Here is a 24,785-nt window from a genome sequence, read left to right on the forward strand (position 1 = left end):
CCTCAAGGTTGTGCGTCGGCGGGCTCAGGGTTCCGAGGTTACCGCCCCGGGGGCGGGGGGCCGGACACCACCGGGTGCGGCCCCCCTGGGAACTACGTCAGTTTCACCGGGTTGACGATGTCGGCGGCGAGGACGAGCAGCGTGAAGCAGACGAAGACGCCGGCCACCACGTAGGCGGCGGGCATCAGCTTGGCCACGTCGAACGGGCCCGGGTCGGGGCGCTTGAAGATCCGGGCCGTGTGGCGGCGGACGGACTCCCACAGGGCGCCCGCGATGTGGCCGCCGTCGAGCGGCAGCAGCGGGAGCATGTTGAACAGGAACAGCGAGACGTTGAAGTACACCAGCAGGTTCATGAACATGACGAGGATCCGCTCGGGCGGGGCGTCGACGGTCATGAGTTCGCCGGTGATCCGGGCGGCGCCCAGCACTCCGACGGGCGAGTCCTCGGCGCGCTTGCCGTCGCCGAAGGTGGCGTCCCAGAGGCCGGGGATCTTGCCGGGCAGGGCGATCACCGAATGGACGCCGTTCTTCAGGAGGGTGGTCATCTCCTCGGTGGTCTCGCCGAACGTGAGCGCCCTGACCTCCGCCTTCGGCTGGAAGCCGAGGTAGCCGGCGGGCACGTACTCGACCGGCCGGACGACGTTCCCGTCGGCGTCCTTCTTCTCGACCATGTTGGTGACGAGGGTCGGGTGGAGGTCGATCCGCTGTCCGTCGCGCTCGACGGTGAGGGTGGCGGGGCCGATGGCGGCGGAGCGGATGCGGTCGGAGAGGACGTCCCAGTCGTTCACCGCCTGCCCGTTCAGGGCGAGGATCTTGTCCCCGTTCCGCAGGCCCGCCTTGAAGGCCGGGGAGACGGGGTCGCCCGGCCGGCACTCCTGGCGCTTGTCGCTCAGCTTGAGGACGCACTTCTGGACGCCGGCGACCTCGGTCGTCGCCTTCTGCATCCCCAGCGTCATCATCGAGCCGAAGAACAGGGCCGCCGCCAGGACCAGGTTCATGAACGGTCCGGCGAACATCACGATCACGCGCTTCCACGGCCTGCGCGTGTAGAACAGCCGGGTCTCGTCGCCGGGCTGGAGCTCCTCGTACGAGGCCTCGCGGGCGTCCTCGATCATGGAGCGCCAGGGCGAGGTGGAGCGGGCCTCGATCCTGCCGTCCTTGCCCGGCGGGAACATGCCGATCATGCGGATGTAGCCGCCGGCCGGGATGGCCTTGAGGCCGTACTCGGTGTCGCCGCGCTTCCTCGACCAGATCGTGGGACCGAAGCCGACCATGTACTGCGGCACGCGGATGCCGAAGAGCTTGGCCGTGGAGAGGTGGCCGAGCTCGTGCCACGCGATGGAGACGAGGAGGCCGAGGGCGAACAGCACGATGCCCAGGGCGTACAGGAGCATTTCGGTCATGCGCGGGCCTCCGCTGTTGCCTTCGCTGCGAGCTCTCGGGCCCGGGCGCGTGCCCAGGTCTCCGCTTCGAGGACGTCCGACACGGTCAGTGAGGTTCCCCGGGCGGGGGTGCCGTGCTCCGTGACGACCGCGGTGACCGTGTCCATGATGCCGTTGAACGGCAGGCGTCCGGCGAGGAACGCCTCGACGCACTCCTCGTTCGCGGCGTTGAAGACGGCGGGGGCGGTGCCGCCCAGCTCGCCCACGTGCCGGGCCAGGCCGACGGAGGGGAAGGCCTCGGTGTCGAGCGGGAAGAACTCCCAGGTGGAGGCCTTGGTCCAGTCGAAGGCGGGGGCCGCGTCCGGGACCCGCTCGGGCCAGCCGATGCCGATGGCGATCGGGCCGCGCATGTCCGGCGGGGTGGCCTGGGCGAGCGTGGAGCCGTCCGTGAACTCGACCATCGAGTGGACGTACGACTGCGGGTGGACGACGACCTCGATGCGGTCGAACGGGATGTCGTAGAGCAGGTGGGCCTCGATGACCTCCAGGCCCTTGTTCACCAGGGTCGCGCTGTTGACCGTGATCACCGGGCCCATGGCCCAGGTCGGGTGCGCCAGCGCGTCCTCGCGGGTGACGTGCGCCAGCTCCTCCCTCGTACGGCCGCGGAAGGGGCCGCCGGAGGCCGTGACGACCAGCTTGCGGACGTCGGCGCGGGTGCCGGCGGCGAGCGCCTGGAAGAGGGCCGCGTGCTCGGAGTCGACCGGGATGATCTGGCCGGGCTTGGCGAGCTCCTTCACCAGGGGGCCGCCGACGATCAGCGACTCCTTGTTGGCGAGGGCGAGGGTGCGGCCCGCTTCGAGGGCGGCGAGGGTCGGCGCGAGGCCGATGGAGCCGGTGATGCCGTTGAGGACCGTGTGGCACGGGGAGGCGGCCAGCCGCGTGGCGGCGTCCGGCCCCGCGAGCAGCTCGGGCAGGGGCTCGGAGCCGTACAGCGCCTTCAGCGCCTCCCGCAGTTCGGGCAGCGCCTCCTCGCGGGCCACGGCGACCGCGGCGACCCTGAGCCGGTGCGCCTGCTCGGCGAGCAGGCCGATCCGGCCGCCGGAGGCGGCCAGGGCGGTGACCCGGAAACGGTCGGGGTTGCGCAGCACCAGGTCGATGGCCTGCGTGCCGATGGACCCGGTCGAGCCGAGGACGACGATGTCCCGGCGTCCTTCGGACACGTCGAAGGCGATGTGCGGGTCGGCGAGAGGAGAGGGGCGGTCGCTCATGCCCCCCATTCTTGCCGCAAAGCCCGTGCGGTCTTCACGGGGTGTGGACGAACGCCCCGAAGGCCCGGTGGAAGTCGGGGAAGGTCTTCTTCACGCAGCCGGGGTCGTCGAAGGTGATCCCGGGGGTGCGCAGGGCGGTCACCGCGAAGGACATGACGATCCGGTGGTCGCCGTGGGTGGCGATCTCGACGGGCCCGGCGGGGGTCCCCGGCTGGATCTCGATCCAGTCGGGGCCGGTGGTGACGGTGACGCCGAGGCGGCGGAGGTTCTCGGCGCAGGCGTCGAGACGGTCGCACTCCTTGACCCGGGTGTTGGCGACGTCCTCGATGCGGACGGGCCCGTCGGCGAACGGCGCGATCGCGGCGAGGGTCGGCATCGTGTCCGAGATGTCCCGCATGTTGACGGTGAGGCCGCGCAGGGTGCCGGTGGAGCGGACGGTGGTGGCGGTCTCGGTGATCTCGACGTCGGCGCCCATCCTGCGCAGCACGTCGACGAAGGCCAGATCGCCCTGGAGGGCGCCGGTCCCGAGACCGGGGACGGTGACGGAACGGCCCGGCCGGAGGGCGGCGGCGGCGAAGAAATAGCTGGCGGTGGAGGCGTCGGGCTCGATGCCGTACGTCCGCGCCCGGTAGCCGGTGGGGGCGACCCGGTAGGTGCGGCCTTCCTGCCGGACCTCGGCCCCGAAGGCCCGCATCATCGCCAGGGTGATCTCGACGTACGGCTCCGAGACCAGGTCCGTGACGGTGATGTCGAGGCCCTCGGCCGTGAGCGGGCCCAGCATGAGCAGGGCGGTCAGGTACTGGGAGGACTGCCCGGCGTCGAGGGTGAGCGCGCCGCCCTTCACGCCGGCGGCGTGCACGGCGAGCGGGTGGTGGCCCTCCCTCTCCCCGTGCCGCAGATCGACACCCAGGGTGCGCAACGCGGTCGTCAGGGGGGCGAGGGGTCGTCGTCGCATCTGCGCGGAGGCGTCGAAGCGGTACGTGCCGTGGCCCGCGGCCGCGAGGGTCGGCAGGAAGCGGGCGGTCGTGGCGCCGTCCCGGCAGTACACGTCGGCCTCGGTGGCCCCCGGCCCGGCGGGGCGGCCCTCGATGTGCCAGGCGCCGGACTCGCGGCGGACGCCGTAGCCGAGGGCGGCGAGGCCCTCGGCGAAGCCCTCGGTGTCGTCGGAGACGAGCGGGCGCAGGAGGGTGGTGGTGCCCTCCGCGGCGGCGGCGAGGAAGAGCGCGCGGGCGGTGACGGACTTGGAGCCTGGGATGTCGATGACGGTCACGCCGCCATCCTGCCGTGCGGCGCGCCCGCGCGGCGGGGCGGTCCGCCACGTGGACCTCGCCGGCCGGGGCGCCCCCGCCGCGTGGGCCCGCGCCCTGCTGGGCGGTGCCCCTCCGCCACCCGCCGTGTGGGCGATCGTCCCGCTGGGCGGGACGGGTGGGCACACGGGACGGCGCCCATAGCGGCGCCTCCGCGTTCCGCGCCTGGACCCGCACCCCCGGGGAGCTGTGCACGGGGTGCGGGTCCAGGCCCATGAGCCTCGGGCGCCGGCAAGGGCGCCGTCCGTTGTGCCCACCCGTCCCGCCCCAGCGGGACGATTGCCCACAACGGGGGTGCGGGGGCACCGCCCTGGTGGAACGACTGCCCACAACGGGCGGCGGGGGCGGGGCGAATGCCCGCGACGGGGTGGCCGTCACGGGAGTTTGCGGTGGACGTCCTCCTTGTCCGACGGGCCCGGGGGCGTGTCCGCGATCCAGGGGGCCGAGCCGCTCGGGTCGATGACCCCCGCCTCCAGCCAGGTGTAGGCCCCGTCGAGGACGGCGTCGACGATCCGCCGGTCGAGGTCGTCCGTGTTGGACCAGAGGCGGGTGAAGAGCTCCTCCGTGCGCAGGCGGGCCTGCCGGCAGAAGGCGTCGGCGAGTTGGTACGCCTCGCGGCCGTGGTCGGTCGTGGTGCGCAGGAGCTCGGCCCGCACGCACACGGCGCTCATCGCGAAGAGCTCCGCGCCGATGTCGACGATCCGCCCGAGGAAGGCCTGCTTGAGCTCCATGCGGCCCTGCCAGCGGGACATCGCGTAGAAGGTGGACCGGGCGAGCTTGCGGGAGGTCCGTTCGACGTACCGGAGGTGGCCCGCGAGGGCGCCGAACTCTCCGTACGAATTCGGAAGTTGTCCCGGTCCGGTGACGAGTCCGGGGAGCCAGCGGGCGTAGAAGCCGCCGGCCCGGGCGCCGGCCCGCGCCTTGTCGGCGAGGGACTTGTCGGGGTCGATGAGGTCGCCGGCGACGGAGAGGTGGGCGTCGACGGCCTCGCGGGCGATCAGCAGGTGCATGATCTCGGTGGAGCCCTCGAAGATGCGGTTGATGCGGAGGTCGCGGAGCAACTGCTCGGCGGGGACCGCCCGTTCGCCCCGGGCGGCGAGGGAGTCGGCCGTCTCGTAACCGCGGCCGCCCCGGATCTGGACGAGTTCGTCGGCGATCAGCCAGGCCTTCTCGGAGCCGTACAGCTTGGCGAGGGCGGCCTCGATGCGGATGTCGTTGCGGTCCTCGTCGGCCATCTGGGAGGCGAGGTCGACGACGGCCTCCAGGGCGAAGGCGGTGGCCGCGATGAAGGAGATCTTGGCGCCGACGGCCTCGTGGCGGCCGACGGGCCTGCCCCACTGCTCGCGGACGCCGGACCACTCGCGGGCGATCTTCAGGCACCACTTGGCGGCGCCCGCGCAGGCGGCGGGGAGGGAGAGCCGGCCGGTGTTGAGGGTGGTGAGGGCGATCTTGAGGCCGGCGCCCTCGGGGCCGATGCGGTTGCCGGCGGGGACCCGGACGCGGTGGAAGCGGGTGACGCCGTTCTCCAGGCCGCGCAGGCCCATGAAGGCGTTGCGGTGCTCGACGGTGATGCCGGGCGCGTCGGCCTCGACGACGAAGGCGGTGATGCCGCCGGGGTGTCCTTCGGAGGCGGGGACGCGGGCCATGACGACGAGCAGGTCGGCGACGACGCCGTTGGTGGTCCAGAGCTTCACGCCGTCGAGGACGTACGCGTCCCCGTCCGGTACGGCGGTGGTCGCGAGGCGCGCCGGGTCGGAGCCGACGTCGGGCTCGGTGAGCAGGAAGGCGGAGAGGTCGGTGCGGGCGAGCCGGGGCAGGAAGGCGTCCTTCTGCTCCTGGGTGCCGAAGAGTTTCAGCGGCTGCGGTACGCCGATCGACTGATGCGCGGAGAGCAGGGCGCCGACGGCGGGACTGGCGGAGCCGACGAGGGCGAGGGCGCGGTTGTAGTACAGCTGGGTGAGGCCGAGTCCGCCGTACTTCGGGTCGATCTTCATCCCGAGGGCGCCGATCTCCTTGAGGCCGGTGATCGTCTCGTCGGGGATGCGGGCCTCGCGCTCGATGCGGGCGCCGTCGATCCGGGTCTCGCAGAAGTCTCGGAGGACGGCGAGGAAGGCCTCGCCGCGCCGGACGTCCTCGGCCGCGGGGAGCGGGTGCGGGTGGACGAGGTCGAGGCGGAACCGGCCGAGGAACAGCTCCTTCGCGAAGCTCGGCCTGTGCCACTCCCGCTCGCGCGCGGCCTCGGCGACCTGCCGGGCCTCGCGCTCGGTGACCTTGGGCTGCTGGGTGGGTGCGGACATGGACGCCTCCTTGGGCTTCCTGTCCGTCGTACCCGATACCGGCGGGTCCGGAAAGAGGAGCAGAGCCCTCCGGGTGGGTCCTTCCCGTGAGACCCTCCGACGGTCCGTAAGGGGCCGCGCGTAGGGTCCGCAGCATGTCTCAGCCGATCAAGCTCATCGTCCTCGTCGCCACGCTGCCCGGCCGGGGCGCGGAACAGGTCGCCGCCTTCGAGGCGCTCGCGCCCCTGGTGCGGGCGGAGGAGGGCTGTCTGCAGTACGACCTCCACCGGGTGGCCGACGACCCCGACCGCTTCGCCCTGATCGAGCGCTGGGCCTCGGCCGAGGCCCTCGCGGCGCACGACGCCGCCCCGCACATGGTCGCGGCCGGCGCCGCGAACAAGGCGTTCCGCGCGGGACCCGCCGAGGTCGTCCGTCTGGTGGACTCCCCCGTCGCATGAGGAAAGGCGGCCCGAGCCCCCGCACAGTGGACTCGGACCGCCTGGTCTCGTGGCGTACGCCTTACAGGGCGAGGCCCGTCAGGACGAGCACGCGCTCGTAGGTGTAGTCGTCCATCGCGTACTTGACGCCCTCGCGGCCGACGCCGGAGCGCTTGGCGCCGCCGTACGGCATCTGGTCGGCGCGGTACGAGGGGACGTCGCCGACGATCACACCGCCGACCTCCAGGGCGCGGTGGGCGCGGAAGGCGGTCTGCAGGTCGCGGGTGAAGACACCGGCCTGGAGGCCGAAGTCCGAGTCGTTGACCGCGGCGAAGGCCTCGGCCTCGCCGTCGACCTTGGCGATGGTCAGGACCGGGCCGAAGACCTCGGCGCGGGCCAGCGTGACGTCGGCCGGGAGGTCGGTGAGGACGGTCGGGGCGTAGGTCGCGCCCTCGCGCTTGCCACCGGCGAGGAGCTTGGCGCCGGCCGCGACGGCCTCGTCGACCCAGGACTCGACGCGCTGGGCGGCGGCCTCGTCGACCAGCGGGCCGACGTCGGTGGCGTCGTCCGCCGGGTCGCCGGTGACCTGCGCCTCGACGGCGGCGACGATCTTCGGCACCAGGCGGTCGTAGACCGAGGCGTCGGCGATCACGCGCTGCACGGAGATGCAGGACTGGCCGCCCTGGTAGTTGGAGAAGGTCGCGATGCGGCTCGCGGCCCAGTCCAGGTCGGCCTCGGAGGACCAGTCGGGCAGGACGACGGCCGCGGCGTTGCCGCCGAGCTCCAGGGTGCAGTGCTTGTGCGGCACCGACTGCTGGATGGCGTAGCCGACCTTGTCGGAGCCGGTGAAGGAGATGACCGGGAGGCGCTCGTCCTGGACGAGGGCGGGCATGCGGTCGTTCGGCACGGTCAGGATCGACCAGGAGCCGGCCGGCAGGTCGGTCTCGGCCAGGAGCTCGCCCAGGATCAGGGAGGAGATCGGGGTCGAGGGGGCCGGCTTGAGGATGATCGGGGCGCCGACGGCGATGGCCGGGGCGACCTTGTGGGCGCTGAGGTTCAGCGGGAAGTTGAACGGCGCGATGCCGAGGACGACGCCCTTGGGGATGCGGCGGGTCAGGGCGAGGCGGCCCGCGCCGCCGGCCTCGGTGTCCAGGCGCTGGGCCTCGCCGGCGTTCCAGCGGCGGGCCTCCTCGGCGGCGAAACGGAAGACGGAGACGGCGCGGCCGACCTCGCCGCGGGCCCACTTGATGGGCTTGCCGTTCTCGGCGGAGATCAGCTGGGCGATCTCCTCGGTGCGCTCGGCGAGCCGCTTCGACACGTGGTCGAGGGCGGCGGCGCGGACGTGCGCCGGGGTCGCGGCGAACTCGTCGACGACGGCGTGCGCGGCGGCGACGGCCTCCTCGACCTGGGCCTCGGTGGGCACGCTGACCTTGCCGACCAGACGTCCGTCGTACGAGTTCGTGACGTCGAAGGTGGCGTCGCCGGTGGCCTCGCGGCCGGCGAGCCAGAAGGCGTGGGTGGTCGTCATTGCGTCCCGGCCCTTTCCGTTTCGGGGTGCGAGCGGTTGCTCTGGTGACACGTTAGGGCCGGGGCGCCGGGCGCGGGCTTGTCCGGTATGGAGTAGTGGGGGTGGCGGCTCTGTCCGCTTCGGCCGAAGCGGCCGGGGCGGGGGCGCGGTCACGAACCCCGGTACGCCGAGAAGGGCCGGCGCTTTCCGGTGCCCCAGCGGGCGGTGACGAGCAGGTCCTCGTACCGGAACAGGCCCGTGAGCTCGCCGTTGCCGTCGTCCTCGCCGCGGGAGAAGGTCCGCTCGTCGACCGTGTCGCCCGTGGCGGAGTCGAAGACGTACAGCTCGTCGTGGTCCCTGCTGTGCCGGGTCAGGAGGGTCACGCGGCCGCCTCCCGCGTGCATCGCCGTGACGCTCCTCCTGTGGTCCTCCGAACCGGCCCGCCACGCCTCGTCCCCGCTCGCCAGGTCGAAGGCGACGACACCTCCTCCGGAGGTGAGGAGGAGCTTTCCGTCGGCGACCGCGGCGTGCTTGCCGAAGGCGTCGATCCGCCCCTGGCGGCGACCGTCCTGCCCGAAGGCGAGGAAGGCGTTCACACCGTGCCGCGTCGGCTCCACGACCTTCAGCACCGTCGGCTCGGCGGACAGGAAGGACACGGAGGCGTCCGCGGCGACGGGGCGCCGTTCGCCGAGGGGAACGGTCCATCGCGGCCGGCCGTCGGCCGGGGCGAACGCGGCGAGTTCCGCCTCGTCGCCGGCGCAGGTCAGGGCGGCGAGCACCCGCTCCGGCGCGACGGCGACCCCACGGGGGAGGCAGCCCTTGGGGACGGCGGCCTTCCAGCGGGGTGCGCCGGTCCGCAGGTCGACGGCGCGCAGCGCCTGATCGCCGCGGAGGACCGGCCCCGTTCCCTCGGCGTGTTCGCTGTCCCAGCGCTCGTCCGTGTCGAGGATCACGGCGAGCCCCGCCCCGGTGGCGACGTCTCCCCCGGGGCCCCGTCGGCCCGTGCGCCACAGCTCGCGGCCGTCCTTCAGGTCGATCGCGGCGACGGTGGCGCAGCCCTCGCGGCTGTCGTCGAGGACGATGAGCGCGACCGCGTCGGACGCGGCGGTGCTGGTGGTGCAGATCTCGGCCCGGCCGGGCACGGTGTACTCCCAGCGGCGCTTCCCGGACCTGGCGTCGAAGGCGGTGACGGCGTCGAAGCGGCTGCGGACGACGGTGTCCCCGACGGCCCAGGCGGCGTTGCCGTACTCGGCGGCGGGCCGGTCGCGCGGGGCGTCCCAGACGCGCTCCATGGAGTCGCCCGGCAGGTAGCCCAGCTCGGAGGCCACGCAGGAGGCGAGGCCCCCGACGAGGGCGAGCGGCACGCCGATCGCCACCAGCAGGGCCGGCAGCCGGGCCCAGCCTCTCCGTGCCGTGCCGTCGGTCGTGCGCGTGGCCATGCGGATCCCCATCCCCGGCTCGGAACGTTCGAAGCCCGATCAGGGTAGGGGACGGGTGATCACCCGCGTCGCTCGGTCGAGACGATCAGGCAGACGCCGCCGACGACGATCGCGCCGCCGAGGAGGATCGGCCAGGTCAGGGCCTCGTTCAGGACGAGGGCGCCCAGCAGGACGGCGACGACCGGGTTCACGTAGGCGTAGGTGGCGGCGAGGGAGACCGGCGCGGCCTGGAGGAGCCAGGCGTACGCGGTGAAGGCGACGAGCGAGCCGAAGACGATCAGGTACGCGAGGGCGGTCCAGGAGCGGCCGGAGACCGCGCCCAGGTCGAGGCCGTGGTGCTCGCCGCGCACGAGGCCGAGCGCGAGCGCGGCGAGGCCGCCGGCCAGCATCTCGTACGCGCTCGCCGTGAAGGGGTTGACGGGCATGGGCAGCCGGGCGGAGGAGACGGAGCCGACGGACCACAGCAGGGCCGCGACGAGGACGAGCAGGACGCCGCCGATCTTCACCTCGCCGCTGAGGCCGGGGACGGTGAGGACGCCGAGGCCGGCGAAGCCGAGCAGGACGCCGCCGTAGGCGCCGAGGCCGGGGCGGTCGCCGAAGGCCGTGCGGAGCAGGACGACCCAGACGGGGACGGCGGCGACGAGGAGGGCGGCGAGGCCGGAGGGGATGGAGGTCTCGGCGAGGACGACGAGGCCGTTGCCGCCGAGGATCAGGAGCAGGCCGACGAGGACGGCGGAGCCGAGTTCCCGGCGGGTGACCCTGAGGGCGGCGGGACCCTGCCGCCAGGCGACGATCGCGGCGAGGAGCAGGCCGGCGGTGACGAAGCGGGCGCCGCCTGAGAGGAACGGCGGGAGGGTCTCGACGACGATCCGGATCCCGAGGTACGTGGACCCCCAGACGACGTACACGATGCCGAGCGCGGCCCAGACGGCGCCGGTGATCCGGCGGGCGGGAGCGGGGACGGGCGTGGCGGTACGGGGTCCGGGGGCGGCCGGGCGGGTCTCGGGGGCCGGGTCGACGGCGGGGCTTGTCATGAGCAGGAGAGTAGGGAGCGGACGCCCCGATGGCCAAGAAAATTGCCCGGATCCGGGCAGGGGCAGCGGAATTCGGACGGCGAAGAGCCTCTCGGCATCGCTGCGGAGGGGTGGGAGGATGTCCGGGACCGCACGACCTCAGGGGGTAGGCATGATCCTTTACGTACTGATCGGCGTCCTGGTGCTCGCCGTCGCGGGCTGCGCCTCCGTGGTCTGGGCGGCGCGCGGCGGCCCCCGCTGGGTCCGCGCGGTCGCCACCGTGACCCTGCTGGGCGGCGAGGCGGTCCGCGCCGGGCGGCGCCGGGGCGCGAAGCGCGGCGGGGGCGACGACGGGAGCAGCCTCGGCTCGGACTAGGGCCTGCCGTCGGACTCCCGCCGTCGCCCGGAGGGCGGTCCCGCGGCGTCAGGCGCCCGCTCCCGGCGTTCCGGGAGCGGCCCTCGTACGGGACGCACCCGGGCTCGCGCCCGGTGCGGCGGGGGCGCGGGCACGGCGTCGCGGACCGGGCGGGGCTTTCCGGACACGCCCCGGGCGTCCGCGCTACCGCTCGTCCTCGCCCGTCGCCTTCAGGGCCAGCCACAGCTCCATCCGGACGTCCGGGTCGTCCAGCGAGCGGCCGAGGATCTCCTCCACCCGGCGCATCCGGTAGCGCAGTGTGTGCCGGTGGACGCCCAGGTCCGCCGCCGCCGCGTCCCACTGGCCGTGCCGGGAGAGCCAGGCGCGCAGCGAGGCCACCAGGTCGCCGCGGCCGGTCGCGTCGTGCTCCCGCAGCGCGCGCAGCATCCCGTCGGCGAAGGCGCGGACGGCGTCGTCGGCGAGGAGCGGAAGCACCGAGCCCGCCGCCAGGTCCTCGTGCTCGACGAGCGCCCTCCCCCTCCGCCGGGCGACCGAGAGGGCCTGCTCGGCCTGCTTGTACGCGGCCGCCGCGGCGCTCGGACCCGCCGGGGCCGACAGGCCGACGACGACGCCCGCCTCCTCCGCCTCCCGCTCCGCGTACCCCTCGCAGGCGGCGACGACCGCACCGCCCTCCCCGGCGAGGACGACGAGCCGCTGCCCGCTCTCGGCGACGGTCAGCACCGCCTCGCCCGCGCGGGCGGCGGCGGCCTCCAGGGTCTCGGCGAGCACCGGCAGCGGCGGCTCCCCGGCCGCCTCTCCCCCGGCGGGCTCGGCGACGAGCAGCCGGTAGGGGGTGTCGAGCAGCCCTCCGTACAGGTCCCCGGCCACCGCCCGGGCGGGCTCCGGCTGGCCCGCGAGCATCAGGCGCAGCACCGCGGCGCCGAGCCGCTGCTCCGCCGCCTGGAGCGAGCGGGAACGTTCCGTCGTGAGGGTGAGCAGGGCGATCGCCGAGTGCACCGCGTACCGCTCGGCCGTGCCCAGGGGCGCGCCCGTGCCGACGGCGAGGGCACCGCGCACCCGGCGCCCGGTGCCCAGCGACTGGAGCTCGACGCGGTCGTCCGTACCGCCGACGACCGCGCTGGCGGGCGCGGGCCGCTCGCGCAGCCGCTCCACGTCCGGGGTGAGGCGGGCGGCCCGGCGCGCCGCCCAGTCGGGCGAGACGGAGACGACGGTGCCGGAGGCGTCGTACAGCGCGGCCCAGCCGTCGACGTGCGCGGCGAGCCGGGCGACGACGGCCTCCGGGCCCTCGGCGAGCGCGGCGCGGGTCAGCTCGCGCTGGGCCTCGAAGCCGGCCGTGACGGCCCGGTACTGGTCGGCGGAGATGGCCGCCGACACGGCCTTGCTGATGGCCAGGAACGGCGTCCGGCGCGGCACTTCGAGCAGCGGCAGGTGCTCCTCGCGCGCCGCGTCGAGCAGGGCCGGCGGAATCTCCTCGTAGTTCACGCCCACGGCGAAGCCGAGCCCGACCACCCCGGCGCCGAGCAGCCGCCGCACATAGCGGCGCATCGCCCCCAGGTCCTCCGCGTCGAGCGTCAGGGCGGTCGTGAGGAGGAGCTCACCGCCCTCCATGTACGGGACGGGGTCGGCGAGCTCGCTGACGTGGGCCCAGCGGACGGGGGTGTCGAGGCGGTCCTCACCCGCGCGGACGATGAGCTTGAGGGAGGAGTGCTGCACGAGCGAGGCGAGGGTGGGCGGCATTGGGGACCGTCGGACCTTTGAGCGAGGACCGCGCGCGGGGGGAGCCGTGCACGGAAGCGGGGAGGCGCCGCTCAGCTGAGCGGCGCCCCCGATTGTGCCAGGGCCGCCGGGAGCCCGCTCGGGCGCGCGAGGGGTGAGACGGAACGGGCGCGGGCGCGGGGTGGTCGTCAGGCCCGCAGGTCGACCAGGACCGGCGGGGTGTGCGCGCCCTGGGCCGTGGTGAGGGACACGACGGCGTGGCCGGGCGGCACGGAGTGCGCGAGCTCGGAGGCCGACCAGCGCTCGCGCTCGACCTTCCGGGTCGTGACGGCGTCGGTGGTGACGGCCTTGCCGGTGACCTTCTTGCGCAGGGCGTGGATGAACCGGGTCATCGGCTGGTCGGCGAAGACCGTGTGGTGCGCCACCTCGGTGGTCTCCACCCACTCCTTGCCCCAGGTCTCGGCGAAGCCCCGGCCGTCCCAGGTGGTGATGCCGGAGAGCGCCACCCGGCACCCGACGGCGCCGAGCAGCGGGCCGTGCAGCGCCGCGGGCACCTCGCCGAGGGTGCGGAGCCCGAGGACGACGCCGGCGTGGTGCGGGCGCAGCCGCTGGAGGGAGCGGACGGTGCCCGTGGTGAGCGCCCCGGTGGCGTCGTCGAGGACGAGGGAGACGAAGTGCGGGCGCTTGGTGCCGGTCCGGGCCGCCGCCAGGAACTGGGCGAGGACCAGCCGGGCGAGGAGCCGGGAGGCCTCCTCGTGGCCGCGCTCGGGCAGCTTGATCCGGACCCGCAGCGGGTGGTGGACGACGGACTTCAGCGAGAAGGGCCGCACCTCGCTCCCCTCGGCGCCGAAGAACTCGGCGAAGGCCGGCCGGTCGAGCAGCGACAGGCGGTCCGCGAGGAGCGGGCCGGCGTCGGCGGCGGTGCCGGCCTGCCGGATGCGGGCCTCCAGCTCGCGGCGCATGGCCGCCGCGTCGGCGGGGAGCCGGTCGAGGAGCGCCGTCAGCGTCTCCGGGCCGGCTTCGAGCAGTTCGCGGAGCACCGGCACGGACGGGAAGCGGCCGTGCGCCGCCCGGTAGGGGCCGATGAGCTGGGCGAGGACGGTGGCGGCCCGCCGGGCGTCGAGGTTCTCGACGTCGCCCACCAGGCCCTCCGCGAGCAGCGCCGCCGCCTCGTCGGGGTCGGAGAGGCCGGCGTAGAGGTCGAGGTCGTACGGCGAGGCCGGGTCGCCCGGGCGGACCACGACGTCGTAGGAGGCGTCCGGGCCGAGCGGCGCGTCCGCCGTCCCCACGGCGACGACCGCGCAGGAGCCGGTGAGGGCCTGCAGGGTGAGCGATTCGACGACCGGACCGGTCAGGCGCGTGGTCTTCCCGGCGCCGGAGGGGCCCACGACCAGCAGGGAGGTGGCGAGCGCGGCCGGTTCGAGGGCGAGGCCCACGCCCCGGTAGGCGGCCGGGTTCCGCTCCTCGGCCACGCAGCGGCCGATGCGGACCTGTCCGACGAGGAGGTCGTGGGTGGCGGCGCGGCTCGGCAGGTCGCGGTCGCCGGAGGGGTGCGCCCCGGCCGCCGCGCCCTGCCGGAGCACGGTGTCGACGAAGGAGGCGAGGCCGCCCGCGTGCGTCCTTCCCCGCTCCAGGCTCCGGAGGGCCCGGGCGCAGTCCACGTCGTTCATGCGGCCGGCGAACAGCTCGGCGGTGAGCAGGTCCGCCGCCTGCCGCTCCCCGGCGGCCCGCAGTTCGGGCCACTGCGAGAGGGGGACGGGCGCCGCCGGGTCGGGGGACGGGGTGCCGCCCTCCGTGGCGGCGGCGCGGGCCCTGAGCCGTCCGCGGACCAGGCCGGGCCAGTCGCCGAGGCGGGCGAAGGGCCAGAGCACGGCGGCCGTGATCAGGGCGTACAGGGTGTAGACGAGGGCGGGCGAGGCGAGGACGTCGTACCCGCCGCCGACGAGCACCACGAGGGAGAGCAGGGGTGCGACGACCGGCAGCGGGTCCCAGCCGACGCCGGGGAAGGCCTCCGGCCAGACGAACGTCAGGGCGATCAGCGCGGCGCCGGCGGTGAGCGCGGCGCGCGCGGGCGGGCGGCGGTCGGCGAGGAGGTGACGGGCGAGTTCGGCCCAGGCTCCGAGGCGCGCCATCGTGTAGAGCAGGAGGGCGAAGAAGACCCCGTCGTAGACCACGTGGGCCTCGGCGCCGTGCCAGTCGCGGGGCGAGGTGCCCCCGGCGTACCACCAGTCGGCGGGGGTGAAGGTGGCGAGCGGGATCCACTCGTAGGGGACGGCCCCGCGCCGCCAGGCGGACCAGAGCAGCAGCCCCACGACGAGCGGGATCAGCAGCCCGGCCACCGTGACGGGCGCGAGCTTCCGTGCTTCCCGGGGCGGCGGCGGGGGCACGTGCCGGAACCGCCAGACACCGGGCGCGGCCTCGGGCCGCGGGGCGTCCAGCCAGGCGACGACGGGCGGGGCGGGGGCGCCGCCGGGGGCGGCCGGGGTCCCAGGAGCGGTCCCCGAGGCGCCGGGACTCCCGAACGCAGCCCCTCCGGCGCCGGCCGCCCCGGACGCCAACGCCCCCGGAGCCACCGTCGGCCGCGGCGGCGCGTGCGGCGGAACCGGCGTGTACGGCGGAGCCGGCGCGTGCGGAGGAACCGGTACGGGCGCGGGGGCCCCGGGGCGAGCGCCCCGGCCGTCGGTCGCGGCGCCCCGGCCCTCGGTCGGCGGCCCCGCCGGGTGCGGGACCGCGCCCCCCTTGGTGTCGCGTGACTCGTACGTGCCGTCGGTCTCCATGAACCCCTGCCCCCTGACCAGCCAGGTCGCCGCCTCTGTGCCACCGTCAATCTAGTGGGCCAGGAGCCCCCGGGAGGGGATTCGACCACCCGTACGGCCGAGGAGCGCCCCGACGCGTCCGGGTCGTGCCCGCGCCGCCGAACCGGAGCCGTCATGTCCATCCCGGACAACGACACACCCGTCACCACTCCCGATCGGCGCATGCCTCTCCCCCTCCCCCGCGCCTAGCCTGCGGAGGAAACCCGCAAGTGCGTCCAGAACCACCCCCAGGAGCCCCGCATGAACGCTGTCCCGCAGGAGCGGCGCGTCGTCACCGCCATTCCCGGTCCGAAGTCGCAGGAGCTTCAGGCCCGCCGTCTCGGCACGGTCGCCGGTGGCGTCGGCTCGACGCTGCCCGTCTTCACCAAGCGGGCCGGCGGCGGCATCATCGAGGACGTCGACGGCAACCGTCTGATCGACTTCGGTTCCGGCATCGCCGTGACCTCGGTCGGCGCCTCCGCCGAGGCCGTCGTGCGCCGCGCCTCCGCGCAGCTCCAGGACTTCACCCACACCTGTTTCATGGTGACGCCGTACGAGGGTTACGTGGAGGTCTGCGAGGCGCTGGCCGAGCTGACCCCGGGCGACCACGCCAAGAAGTCCGCGCTGTTCAACTCGGGCGCCGAGGCCGTCGAGAACGCGGTGAAGATCGCCCGCTCTTACACCAAGCGCCAGGCCGTCGTCGTCTTCGACCACGGCTACCACGGCCGCACCAACCTCACCATGGGCATGACGGCGAAGAACATGCCGTACAAGCAGGGCTTCGGCCCGTTCGCGCCCGAGGTCTACCGCGTGCCGGTCGCCTACGGCTACCGCTGGCCCACGGGTGCCGAGAACTGCGGCCCCGAGGCCGCCGCCCAGGCGATCGACAACATCACCAAGCAGATCGGCCCCGAGAACGTCGCCGCGATCGTCATCGAGCCGGTCCTCGGCGAGGGCGGCTTCATCGAGCCGGCCAAGGGCTTCCTGCCGGCGATCGTGAAGTTCGCCAACGACAACGGCATCGTCTTCGTCGCGGACGAGATCCAGGCCGGCTTCTGCCGCACCGGCCAGTGGTTCGCCTGCGAGGACGAGGGCATCGTCCCGGACCTCATCACCACCGCCAAGGGCATCGCGGGCGGTCTGCCGCTCGCCGCCGTCACCGGCCGCGCCGAGATCATGGACTCCGTCCACGGCGGCGGTCTGGGCGGCACCTACGGCGGCAACCCGGTGGCCTGCGCCGGTGCGCTCGGCGCCATCGAGACGATGAAGGAGCTCGACCTCAACGGCAAGGCCAAGCGCATCGAGGAGGTCATGAAGACCCGCCTCACCGCCATGCAGGAGAAGTTCCCGGTCATCGGCGACATCCGCGGCCGCGGCGCCATGATCGCCATCGAGCTGGTGAAGGACCCGGCGACGAAGGAGCCGCACGCCGAGGCCGCCGCCGCGCTCGCCAAGTACTGCCACAACGAGGGCGTGCTCGTCCTGACCTGTGGCACCTACGGCAACGTGCTGCGCTTCCTGCCGCCGCTGGTCATCGGCGAGGACCTCCTCAACGAGGGCCTGGACGTCATCGAGGCCGCGCTCGCGACCCTCTGAGGACCGATCCGGCACACGGTGTGAAGACTCTGTGGGGGGCCGATGGCGGGACGCGTTTCCCGCTGTCGGCCCCCCGTCGCGTGACGTACGGTTTCCGCAGATGAGAGAAACACCCCGGGCGGAGCCTCCCCAGCCCCGCCCGCACCGTGCCTTCGAGCACACCGCCGGCGCCTCGTGCACCGGGACTCCTCACCGATCGGATGGCCGCCCGCCCCACACCCCCCGGGGCGCGCGGCAGCCCGATCCCCTCGGCCGCCCTGGAACCACCCCCCCTGTTCCAGGGCGGCCGGCTCTCTTCTCGGCGCTCGTCGCCCTCGCCGTCGTGACCTGGCAGGTGCTCGTCCACGGCCCCTTGGCCAGGCTCGACGAGCGGGCGTCCCGGTCCCTGGTGGACACGGTCCCCCGGCCCCTGAGCGAACTCGCCTCCGACCTCGGCAACATGACGGTCGCCCTGCCCGTCCTGGCCTGCGCCGTGGCGTACGCGGTGTGGCGGGGCCGCCGCGCCGCCGCCCTGTACGCGGGGCTCGCCATGGCCGCCGTGCCCCTCCTGGTGATTCCGCTGAAGGAGTGGACCGCGCGTCCCGGGCCGCTGGAGCCCTGGGCCCAGGGCTACTACCCCTCGGGCCACACGGCCACCGCGGCGGTCGCCTACTTCGGCGCGGCCTTCCTCGTGTCGAACCGGCTGCTCCCCGTCGCCGCCGTGCTGACGGCGGTGACGGGGGCCGGGCTGGTCCTGCGGGGCTTCCACTGGCCGCTGGACGTGTTCGCCAGTCTCTGTCTCTCGTTGCTCGTACTGGGCGTCAGTTCCAGCCGTACGCGTCGAAGTTCCGGCTGAACGCCCACTGGCCGTACCGGTCCCAGTTGATCGACCAGGTCATCAGGCCGCGCAGGGTCGGCCAGGTGCCGTGGGTCGGGTAGGTGCCGCAGTTCGTCTTCTTCGTGAGGCAGTCCAGGGCCTTGTTCACCTCGGCCGGGGCGGTGTGGCCGTTGCCCGCCTGGGTGGAGGCGGGGAGGCCGATGGCGACCTGCTCGGGGCGCAGCGGCGGGAAGAAGCGGTCGGCGTTGCCGGCGACGGGGAAGCCGGTGAGCAGCATGTCGGTCATGGCGATGTGGAAGTCGGCGCCGCCCATCGAGTGGTACTGGCCGTCGAGGCCCATGACGGGGCCCGAGTTGTAGTCCTGGACGTGGAGCAGGGTGAGGTCGTCGCGCAGGGCGTGGATGACCGGCAAGTAGGCGCCGGCGCGCGGGTCCTGGCCGCCCCAGGGGCCGGAGCCGTAGTACTGGTGTCCGAGCTGGACGAAGAAGGTCTCCGGGGCCATGGTGAGGACGAAGCCGGCGCCGTACTTGGCCTTGAGGGTCTTCACCGCCTGGATCAGGTGGACGATGACGGGGCTGGTCGGGTTCCGGAAGTCGGTGTCGCCGGCCTGGAGCGAGAGCGAGTGGCCCTCGAAGTCGATGTCGAGGCCGTCGAGGCCGTACTCGTCGATGATCTTCGAGACGGAGGAGACGAAGGTGTCGCGGGCCGCGGTGGTGGCGAGCTGCACCTGGCCGTTCTGGCCGCCGATGGAGATGAGGACCTTCTTGCCGGCGGCCTGTTTGGCCTTGATCGCCGCCTTGAACTCCGCCGGAGACTCCACGCCCGGGCATTCCGTCGCCGGGCAGAGGCTGAAGCGGATGTCGCCGGAGGTCACCGAGGTCGGTTCGCCGAAGGCGAGGTCGATGACGTCCCAGGAGTCGGGGACGTCGGCCATGCGGGTGTAGCCGGAGCCGTTGGCGAAGCTCGCGTGGAGGTAGCCGACGAGGGCGTGCGGGGGCAGTCCGCCGCCGGTGCCGCCTCCGCCGCCGGAGGCCGTGGTGACGGTCACGGAGGCCGATCTGGCGGACTCGCCCGCGCCGTTGGCGGCGCTGACCTGGAAGGTGTAGGGGGTGTCGGGGGCGAGGCCGGTGGCGGTGTACGAGGTGCCGGTGACGGTCGCGAGGAGGGCGCCGCCCCGGTAGAGCCGGTACGAGGTGGCGCTGGGGACCGCGGGCCAGGTGAGGGTCACGGAGGTGGAGGTGGGGGCGCCGGCGGTGAGGCCGGTGGGGGCGGCCGGGATCTGGACGGGGTCGCCGCCGGGGCCGAGCAGGGACAGGTCGTCGGCGGTGTAGGCGCCGGTGCCGTACCAGCCGTGGGTGTGGATCGTGACCGAGGTGGTCGAGGCTCCCGTGGTGAACGAGGTGGTGAGTCTCTGCCAGTCGGGGGCGGACTGGGTCCAGGTGGAGACGTCGGTGGTGCCGGTGCCGGAGGCCCCGAGGTAGACGTAGCTGCCGCGCACCCAACCACTGAGCGTGTAGGTGGAGTTGGGCTTCACGGCGACGGTCTGGGAGCACTTGGCGTTGTCGCTGCCGGCCGGGGTGGCCTGGAGCGCCTTCGTCCCGCCGTGCACGGGTGACGGGACGACGGCGCCGCTGCCCGCCGTGCAGGTCCAGCCGTCGAGGCCCGCCTCGAAGCCGCCGTTGCGGGCGAGTTCGGTGTCGGCGGCCCGGGCCGCGGGGGTGAGTGCGAGGAGCCCGCCGGCGGCGAGGGAGCCCGCGAGGAGCAGGGCGAGGGGTCTGGTGCGGTCCACAACTGCCTCCGGATGTGGGGGAATCGAGGTGGAGCGCGCCACAGCATGGTCCAGACCAATCGAGTGGTCAAGACCTCTGGACAGCCGGAGGCCCTAGTCGGATCCCGCCTCCCCCCTGGCCAGCCGGCCCGCCGCCTCGTGCATCGCCAGCTCCAGGAGGGAGGCGTCGGTGAGGGTGCCCAGGCCGTCCGGCGCCACCAGCCAGCGCACCCGCCCCGCGACCCGCCCCGGGTACGGGACGACGATCCAGGTGCCGGCACCCGCGCCGCGCACGCCGGTGCCCAGCCAGCGGGCGGCGGTTCCCGGGGGGACGAAGAAGCCCGTCCGGGCCTCGCCGAAGTCGGCCAGGACCGGGCCCGGCCGGTCCACGAGCCGGGTCAGCACGTCGAGGGTGGGGTGGCCGAGCCCTCCCGGCAGGATCAGCACGTCCCAGCGCCTGCCGGCGGGCAGCAGCGCGACCCCGTGGGGGTTGCGTTCCCACTCCCAGCGGCAGGCGTCGGGATCCGGTGCGACCGAGGCCAGCCACTCCACCGCGGCCTTGGCGCCAGAAGCCCCCGTACCAGTCATCGCGACGATCTCCTTCCGTGTGGACACGGTGTCCACACGGAGAGAGCGGGTACGGGGGCTTCTCTTACGCGGCTTCGCCTACGAGCCGGAAGTGACCTGCGTCACATCCCGCCTCAGCTGTCGAAGCCGAGGCCGAGGCGGTCCATGGCCTTCAGCCACAGGTTGCGCCGCCCGCCGTTCTCGTCGGCGCGGGCGAGCGACCACTTGGTGATGCCGATGCCGGCCCAGGCGACCGGCTCGGGCGGGAACGGCAGCGGCTTGGAGCGGACCATCTCCAGGTCGGTGCGTTCGGTGCGCTCCCCCGCGAGCAGGTCGAGCATCACGTCCCCGCCGAAGCGGGTGGCGCCGACGCCGAGGCCGGTGAACCCGGCCGCGTACGCCACCTTCCCCTGGTGCGCCGTGCCGAAGAAGGCGGAGAAGCGCGAGCAGGTGTCGATCGCGCCGCCCCAGGCGTGGCTGAAGCGGAGCCCCTCCAGCTGCGGGAAGCAGCGGAAGAAGTGCTCGGCGAGCTTGAGGTACGTCTCCGGGCGGTGGTCCATCTCGGCGCTGACCTTGCCGCCGTACGGGTAGACCGCGTCGTAGCCGCCCCACAGGATGCGGTGGTCGGCGGTGATCCGGAAGTAGTGGAACTGGTTCGCGGAGTCGCCGAGCCCCTGCCGGTTCTTCCAGCCGACCGAGGCGAGCTGCTCGGGGCTGAGCGGCTCGGTCATCAGGGCGTAGTCGTAGACCGGGACGGTGTACGCCCGCACGCGCCGGACCAGCGAGGGGAAGACGTTGGTGCCGAGCGCGACCCGGCGGGCGACCACCCTGCCGTACGGGGTGCGGACGCCCATGCCGGCGCCCACCGGGACCAGTTGCAGGCCGGGGGTGTTCTCGTAGATGCGGACGCCCAGGTCGAGGCAGGCCCGCTTCAGGCCCCAGGCCAGCTTGGCGGGGTGGAGCATGGCGACGCCGCGCTTGTCCCACAGGCCGCCGAGGAAGGTCGGCGAGTCGACCTCGGCCCGTACGGCGTCCCGGTCCAGGAACTCCAGGCCCCCGGCGAGGCCGAGCCGGTCGGCCTCCTCGTACCACTCGTGGAGTTCCTCCAGCTGGTACGGCTCGGTGGCGACGTCGATCTCGCCGGTGCGCTCGAACTCGCAGTCGATCCCGTGGCGGGCGACGGTCTCCTCGATGGCGTCGAGGTTCCGCTCGCCCATCCGCTCCAGCTTCGGCAGCTCGCCCGGCCAGCGGGCGAGCCCGTTGCCGAAGCCGTGGGTGAGGGAGGCCGCGCAGAAGCCTCCGTTGCGGCCCGAGGCGGCCCAGCCCACCTCGCGGCCTTCGATCAGTACGACATCCCGGGAGGGGTCGCGCTCCTTGGCGAGGAGCGCGGTCCACAGTCCGCTGTATCCGCCGCCGACCACGAGGAGATCGCACTTCTCGGTGCCGGTGAGGGCGGGCAGGGCTCCGGGCTTGCCGGGGTCTTCCAGCCAGAAGGGGACGGGCTGGGCGTCGGAGAGAGATTGTGCAGCGAGACGCATGGCGACTGGGGCCATGGTTTCCAACTCCTTCGGTGCCCGAGACGGCCTTCGCTCGGGCCGTTGCTCAGGCTGTTGCTGTTTTCTTGCGCCGGTTCGTGATGATCTGCCCGGCCGCGACCATCAGTACCGCGAGGACGAACATCGCGGTGCCGATGACGTTGATCTGAACGGGGGTTCCGCGCTGCGCCGAGCCCCAGACGAACATGGGGAAGGTGACGGTGGAGCCCGCGTTGAAGTTGGTGATGATGAAGTCGTCGAACGAGAGCGCGAAGGCGAGCAGCGCGCCGGCCGCGATGCCGGGTGCGGCGATCGGCAGGGTCACCCGCAGGAAGGTCTGCGTCGGCCCCGCGTAGAGGTCGCGCGCGGCCTCCTCCAGGCGCGGGTCCATGGACATGACCCGGGCCTTGACCGCCGTCACGACGAACGACAGACAGAACATGATGTGGGCGATCAGGACCGTCCAGAAGCCCAGCTCGATCCCCATGTTGAGGAAGAGGGTGAGCAGGGAGGCGGCCATGACGACCTCGGGCATCGCCATCGGCAGGAAGATCAGCGAGTTGATCGCGCCGCGCGCCCGGAAGCGGTAGCGGACCAGCGCGAAGGCGATCATCGTGCCGAGGACGACCGCGCCGACCGTCGCCCAGGCGGCGAGCTGGAGCGAGAGCGAGAGCGACTCGCACATGTCGGCGACGCCGCAGGGGTCCTTCCAGGCGTCGAGCGAGAACTCCTGCCAGGAGTAGTTGAAGCGTCCCCTCGGCCTGTTGAAGGAGAACGCCATCACGACGAGGTTCGGCAGGATCATGTACGCGAGCGTCAGCAGGCCCGCGATGACGACGAGGTTCTTCCGCAACCAGCGCATCAGACCAGGTCCTCCGTTCCGGCGCGGCGGATGTACACGGTGACCATGCCGAGCACGATCGCCATGAGGATGAAGGAGAGCGCGGCGGCCGTCGGGTAGTCGAGCACCCGCAGGAACTGCGACTGGATGACGTTGCCGACCATCTTGGTGTCGGTCGAGCCGAGCAGTTCGGCGTTGACGTAGTCGCCGCTCGCCGGGATGAAGGTGAGCAGGGTGCCGGAGACGACGCCGGGCATCGACAGCGGGAAGGTCACCTTGCGGAAGGTGGTCGCCGGGGAGGCGTACAGGTCCTGCGCGGCCTCGTGCAGCCGGCCGTCGATCCGCTCCAGGGAGGTGTAGAGGGGCAGGATCATGAAGGGCAGGAAGTTGTACGTGAGACCGGTGACCACCGCCATCGGGGTGGCGAGGACGCGGTCGCCCTCCGTCCAGCCGAGCCAGCTGGTCACGTCCAGGAAGTGCAGGGCGCCCAGCGCGTCGACCACGACGCTGTCGTCGGCCAGGATCGTCTTCCACGCGAGCGTGCGGATGAGGAAGCTGGTGAAGAACGGCGCGATGACGAGGACGAGGAGCAGGTTCCGCCAGCGGCCCGCCCTGAAGGCGATGAGGTACGCGAGCGGGTAGCCGAGCAGCAGGCAGAGCAGGGTCGCGGTCCCGGCGTACAGCAGGGAGCGGACGAACTGCGGCCAGTACTCCCGGAAGGCGTCCCAGTAGGTCTGGAAGTGCCAGGTGACCTCGAAGCCCTTCTCCAGGGATCCGGTCTGCACCGAGGTCGAGGCCTGGTAGATCATCGGCAGCGCGAAGAAGACGAGCAGCCAGATGATGCCGGGCAGCAGCAGCCAGTACGGGACGAGCCGCTTGCGGGTGGAGGGCTTGCGCAGAACCGGTTCTTCGACCGGCTGCGGAGCCTCCTTCGCGAGGGTGGCGGTCACGAGGCGTCCTCCACCGTCTCCACGCCCGCGTCGATGTCCTGCGCCGCGTCGAGGCCGAAGGTGTGGGCCGGGTTCCAGTGCAGGACGACCTGCGCGCCCGGGACGAGCCGGGTGTCGCGCTCGATGTTCTGCTCGTAGACCTGGAGCTCCGCGCCGGCCGGCGAGTTCACCACGTACTGGGTGGAGACGCCGATGAAGGAGGAGTCGACGATCCGGCCGGTCACCCGGTTGCGGCCGTCGGCGATCGAGCCCGCGTCGTCGGCGTGCGTGAGCGAGATCTTCTCGGGCCGTACGCCGACCAGCACCTTGCCGCCCGTGCGGACGGCGTCCGTACAGCGGTCGCCGGGCACCCGCAGCTTGCTGCCGCCGGCCGTGGCCAGGACGTCGGCGCCGGTCTCCACGACCTCGGCCTCGATCAGGTTCGAGGTGCCGAGGAAGTTGGCGACGAAGGTGGTCTTCGGGTTCTCGTACAGGTCGGCGGGGGCGCCGAGCTGCTCGACCCGGCCGCCGTTCATCACCGCGACCTGGTCGGCCATCGTCATGGCCTCCTCCTGGTCGTGGGTGACGTGCACGAAGGTGATGCCGACCTCGGTCTGGATCCGCTTGAGCTCCAGCTGCATCTGGCGGCGCAGCTTGAGGTCGAGGGCGCCGAGCGGCTCGTCGAGGAGGAGGACCTGCGGGTGGTTGATGAGCGCGCGGGCCACGGCGACGCGCTGCTGCTGGCCGCCGGAGAGCTGGTGCGGCTTGTGCCGGGCCTTGTCGCCGAGCTGGACGAGCTCCAGCATGTCGTCGACCTGCTTCTTCACCGACTTGATGCCGCGGCGGCGCAGGCCGAAGGCGATGTTCTCGGAGATGTCCATGTGCGGGAAGAGCGCGTAGGACTGGAAGACGGTGTTGACCGGCCGCTTGTAGGGCGGGAGGTCGGTGACGTCCTTGTCGCCGAGGAAGACGGTGCCGGTGCTCGGGTCCTCCAGGCCGGCGATCATGCGCAGGGTGGTGGTCTTGCCGCAGCCGGAGGCGCCGAGCAGGGCGAAGAAGGAGCCCTGCGGGACGGTCAGGTCGAGCGGGTGGACGGCGGTGAACGAGCCGTACGTCTTGCTGATCCCGGTGAGACGGACGTCGCCTCCGCCAGTGTTCTTTCCGGTGTGAGCAGTCTTGTCAGTCATGGGTTGCTGTCCCAGGGAGTGAGAGAGGT

General features: G+C 73.3%; 19 protein-coding genes. 4 read left to right on the plus strand and 15 right to left on the minus strand.

Going from position 1 to position 24,785, the window contains the following annotated elements:
* Positions 1-92: 92 nt before the first annotated feature.
* From K7G60_RS07935 to K7G60_RS07950, 4 genes are all read right to left on the minus strand, one after another.
* Positions 93-1,403, minus strand: a complete 1,311-nt coding sequence (locus K7G60_RS07935) for an RIP metalloprotease (protein WP_225800091.1) — start codon at positions 1,401-1,403, stop codon at positions 93-95.
* The gene (dxr, locus tag K7G60_RS07940; RefSeq protein ID WP_225800092.1) at positions 1,400-2,650 is read right to left on the minus strand and encodes a 1-deoxy-D-xylulose-5-phosphate reductoisomerase; all 1,251 of its coding nucleotides are present in this window, start codon (positions 2,648-2,650) and stop codon (positions 1,400-1,402) included. The genes K7G60_RS07935 and dxr overlap by 4 nt, the downstream gene beginning before the upstream one ends.
* A gap of 34 nt (positions 2,651-2,684) precedes the next feature.
* The gene (gene aroA / locus K7G60_RS07945; RefSeq protein ID WP_225800093.1) at positions 2,685-3,920 is read right to left on the minus strand and encodes a 3-phosphoshikimate 1-carboxyvinyltransferase; all 1,236 of its coding nucleotides are present in this window, start codon (positions 3,918-3,920) and stop codon (positions 2,685-2,687) included.
* A 411-nt stretch (positions 3,921-4,331) separates the two neighbouring features.
* Positions 4,332-6,254 carry an acyl-CoA dehydrogenase family protein gene (locus K7G60_RS07950; protein WP_225800094.1) on the minus strand — a complete coding sequence of 641 codons (1,923 nt, stop codon included), beginning with the start codon at positions 6,252-6,254 and terminating at the stop codon, positions 4,332-4,334.
* A 134-nt stretch (positions 6,255-6,388) separates the two neighbouring features.
* Here K7G60_RS07950 and K7G60_RS07955 point away from each other — a divergent pair, with 134 nt between their 5' ends.
* Positions 6,389-6,691 (plus strand): putative quinol monooxygenase, encoded by a 303-nt coding sequence (locus K7G60_RS07955; protein WP_225800095.1) that lies wholly within the window; start codon positions 6,389-6,391, stop codon positions 6,689-6,691.
* A gap of 61 nt (positions 6,692-6,752) precedes the next feature.
* Here K7G60_RS07955 and K7G60_RS07960 read toward each other — a convergent pair whose 3' ends face one another.
* The 3 genes from K7G60_RS07960 to K7G60_RS07970 all read right to left on the minus strand — a co-directional run bounded on the left by K7G60_RS07960 (position 6,753) and on the right by K7G60_RS07970 (position 10,650).
* Positions 6,753-8,198, minus strand: coding sequence for an aldehyde dehydrogenase family protein (locus K7G60_RS07960; protein WP_225800096.1), 1,446 nt, complete (start codon positions 8,196-8,198; stop codon positions 6,753-6,755).
* A gap of 149 nt (positions 8,199-8,347) precedes the next feature.
* The gene (locus tag K7G60_RS07965) at positions 8,348-9,616 is read right to left on the minus strand and encodes a PQQ-binding-like beta-propeller repeat protein (RefSeq protein WP_225800097.1); all 1,269 of its coding nucleotides are present in this window, start codon (positions 9,614-9,616) and stop codon (positions 8,348-8,350) included.
* Positions 9,617-9,675: 59 nt separating this feature from the next.
* Positions 9,676-10,650, minus strand: a complete 975-nt coding sequence (locus K7G60_RS07970; protein WP_225800098.1) for an EamA family transporter — start codon at positions 10,648-10,650, stop codon at positions 9,676-9,678.
* A 151-nt stretch (positions 10,651-10,801) separates the two neighbouring features.
* Between K7G60_RS07970 and K7G60_RS07975 the strand changes: the two genes are divergently transcribed.
* A complete protein-coding gene (locus K7G60_RS07975) occupies positions 10,802-11,005 on the plus strand; it encodes a hypothetical protein (protein WP_225800099.1) in 204 nt (67 codons plus the stop codon).
* A gap of 183 nt (positions 11,006-11,188) precedes the next feature.
* On the opposite strand, the gene K7G60_RS07980 is transcribed toward K7G60_RS07975, so the two are convergent.
* Entirely contained in the window at positions 11,189-12,742 is a 1,554-nt protein-coding gene (locus tag K7G60_RS07980) for a PucR family transcriptional regulator (RefSeq protein ID WP_225800100.1), read from the minus strand.
* A gap of 167 nt (positions 12,743-12,909) precedes the next feature.
* Positions 12,910-15,498, minus strand: coding sequence for an ATP/GTP-binding protein (locus tag K7G60_RS07985; RefSeq protein ID WP_225800101.1), 2,589 nt, complete (start codon positions 15,496-15,498; stop codon positions 12,910-12,912).
* 279 nt (positions 15,499-15,777) lie between these two features.
* On the opposite strand from K7G60_RS07985, the gene gabT reads away from it, so the two are divergent.
* Together gabT and K7G60_RS07995 are read left to right on the plus strand one after the other, a co-directional pair.
* On the plus strand, positions 15,778-17,112 hold the full coding sequence (gene gabT / locus K7G60_RS07990; protein WP_225800102.1) for a 4-aminobutyrate--2-oxoglutarate transaminase: 1,335 nt from the start codon (positions 15,778-15,780) through the stop codon (positions 17,110-17,112).
* A gap of 100 nt (positions 17,113-17,212) precedes the next feature.
* Positions 17,213-17,947 carry a phosphatase PAP2 family protein gene (locus K7G60_RS07995; RefSeq protein ID WP_225800103.1) on the plus strand — a complete coding sequence of 245 codons (735 nt, stop codon included), beginning with the start codon at positions 17,213-17,215 and terminating at the stop codon, positions 17,945-17,947.
* Here K7G60_RS07995 and K7G60_RS08000 read toward each other — a convergent pair.
* The 6 genes from K7G60_RS08000 to K7G60_RS08025 all read right to left on the minus strand — a co-directional run bounded on the left by K7G60_RS08000 (position 17,913) and on the right by K7G60_RS08025 (position 24,756).
* Positions 17,913-19,718 carry a chitinase gene (locus K7G60_RS08000; RefSeq protein WP_225800104.1) on the minus strand — a complete coding sequence of 602 codons (1,806 nt, stop codon included), beginning with the start codon at positions 19,716-19,718 and terminating at the stop codon, positions 17,913-17,915. The genes K7G60_RS07995 and K7G60_RS08000 overlap by 35 nt on opposite strands.
* A gap of 93 nt (positions 19,719-19,811) precedes the next feature.
* Positions 19,812-20,285 carry a bifunctional DNA primase/polymerase gene (locus K7G60_RS08005; RefSeq protein ID WP_225800105.1) on the minus strand — a complete coding sequence of 158 codons (474 nt, stop codon included), beginning with the start codon at positions 20,283-20,285 and terminating at the stop codon, positions 19,812-19,814.
* Between the two features lie 113 nt (positions 20,286-20,398).
* The gene (locus K7G60_RS08010) at positions 20,399-21,817 is read right to left on the minus strand and encodes an FAD-binding oxidoreductase (protein WP_225800106.1); all 1,419 of its coding nucleotides are present in this window, start codon (positions 21,815-21,817) and stop codon (positions 20,399-20,401) included.
* 49 nt (positions 21,818-21,866) lie between these two features.
* Positions 21,867-22,661, minus strand: a complete 795-nt coding sequence (locus tag K7G60_RS08015) for an ABC transporter permease (protein WP_225800107.1) — start codon at positions 22,659-22,661, stop codon at positions 21,867-21,869.
* On the minus strand, positions 22,661-23,590 hold the full coding sequence (locus K7G60_RS08020) for an ABC transporter permease (RefSeq protein ID WP_225800108.1): 930 nt from the start codon (positions 23,588-23,590) through the stop codon (positions 22,661-22,663). Before K7G60_RS08020 ends, K7G60_RS08015 begins: the two co-directional genes overlap by 1 nt.
* Positions 23,587-24,756, minus strand: a complete 1,170-nt coding sequence (locus tag K7G60_RS08025; RefSeq protein ID WP_225800109.1) for an ABC transporter ATP-binding protein — start codon at positions 24,754-24,756, stop codon at positions 23,587-23,589. Before K7G60_RS08025 ends, K7G60_RS08020 begins: the two co-directional genes overlap by 4 nt.
* Between the last annotated feature and the right edge of the window lie 29 nt (positions 24,757-24,785).

Origin of the sequence: Streptomyces sp. NK15101 (assembly GCF_020400725.1) — a bacterium.
GTDB lineage: Bacteria > Actinomycetota > Actinomycetes > Streptomycetales > Streptomycetaceae > Streptomyces.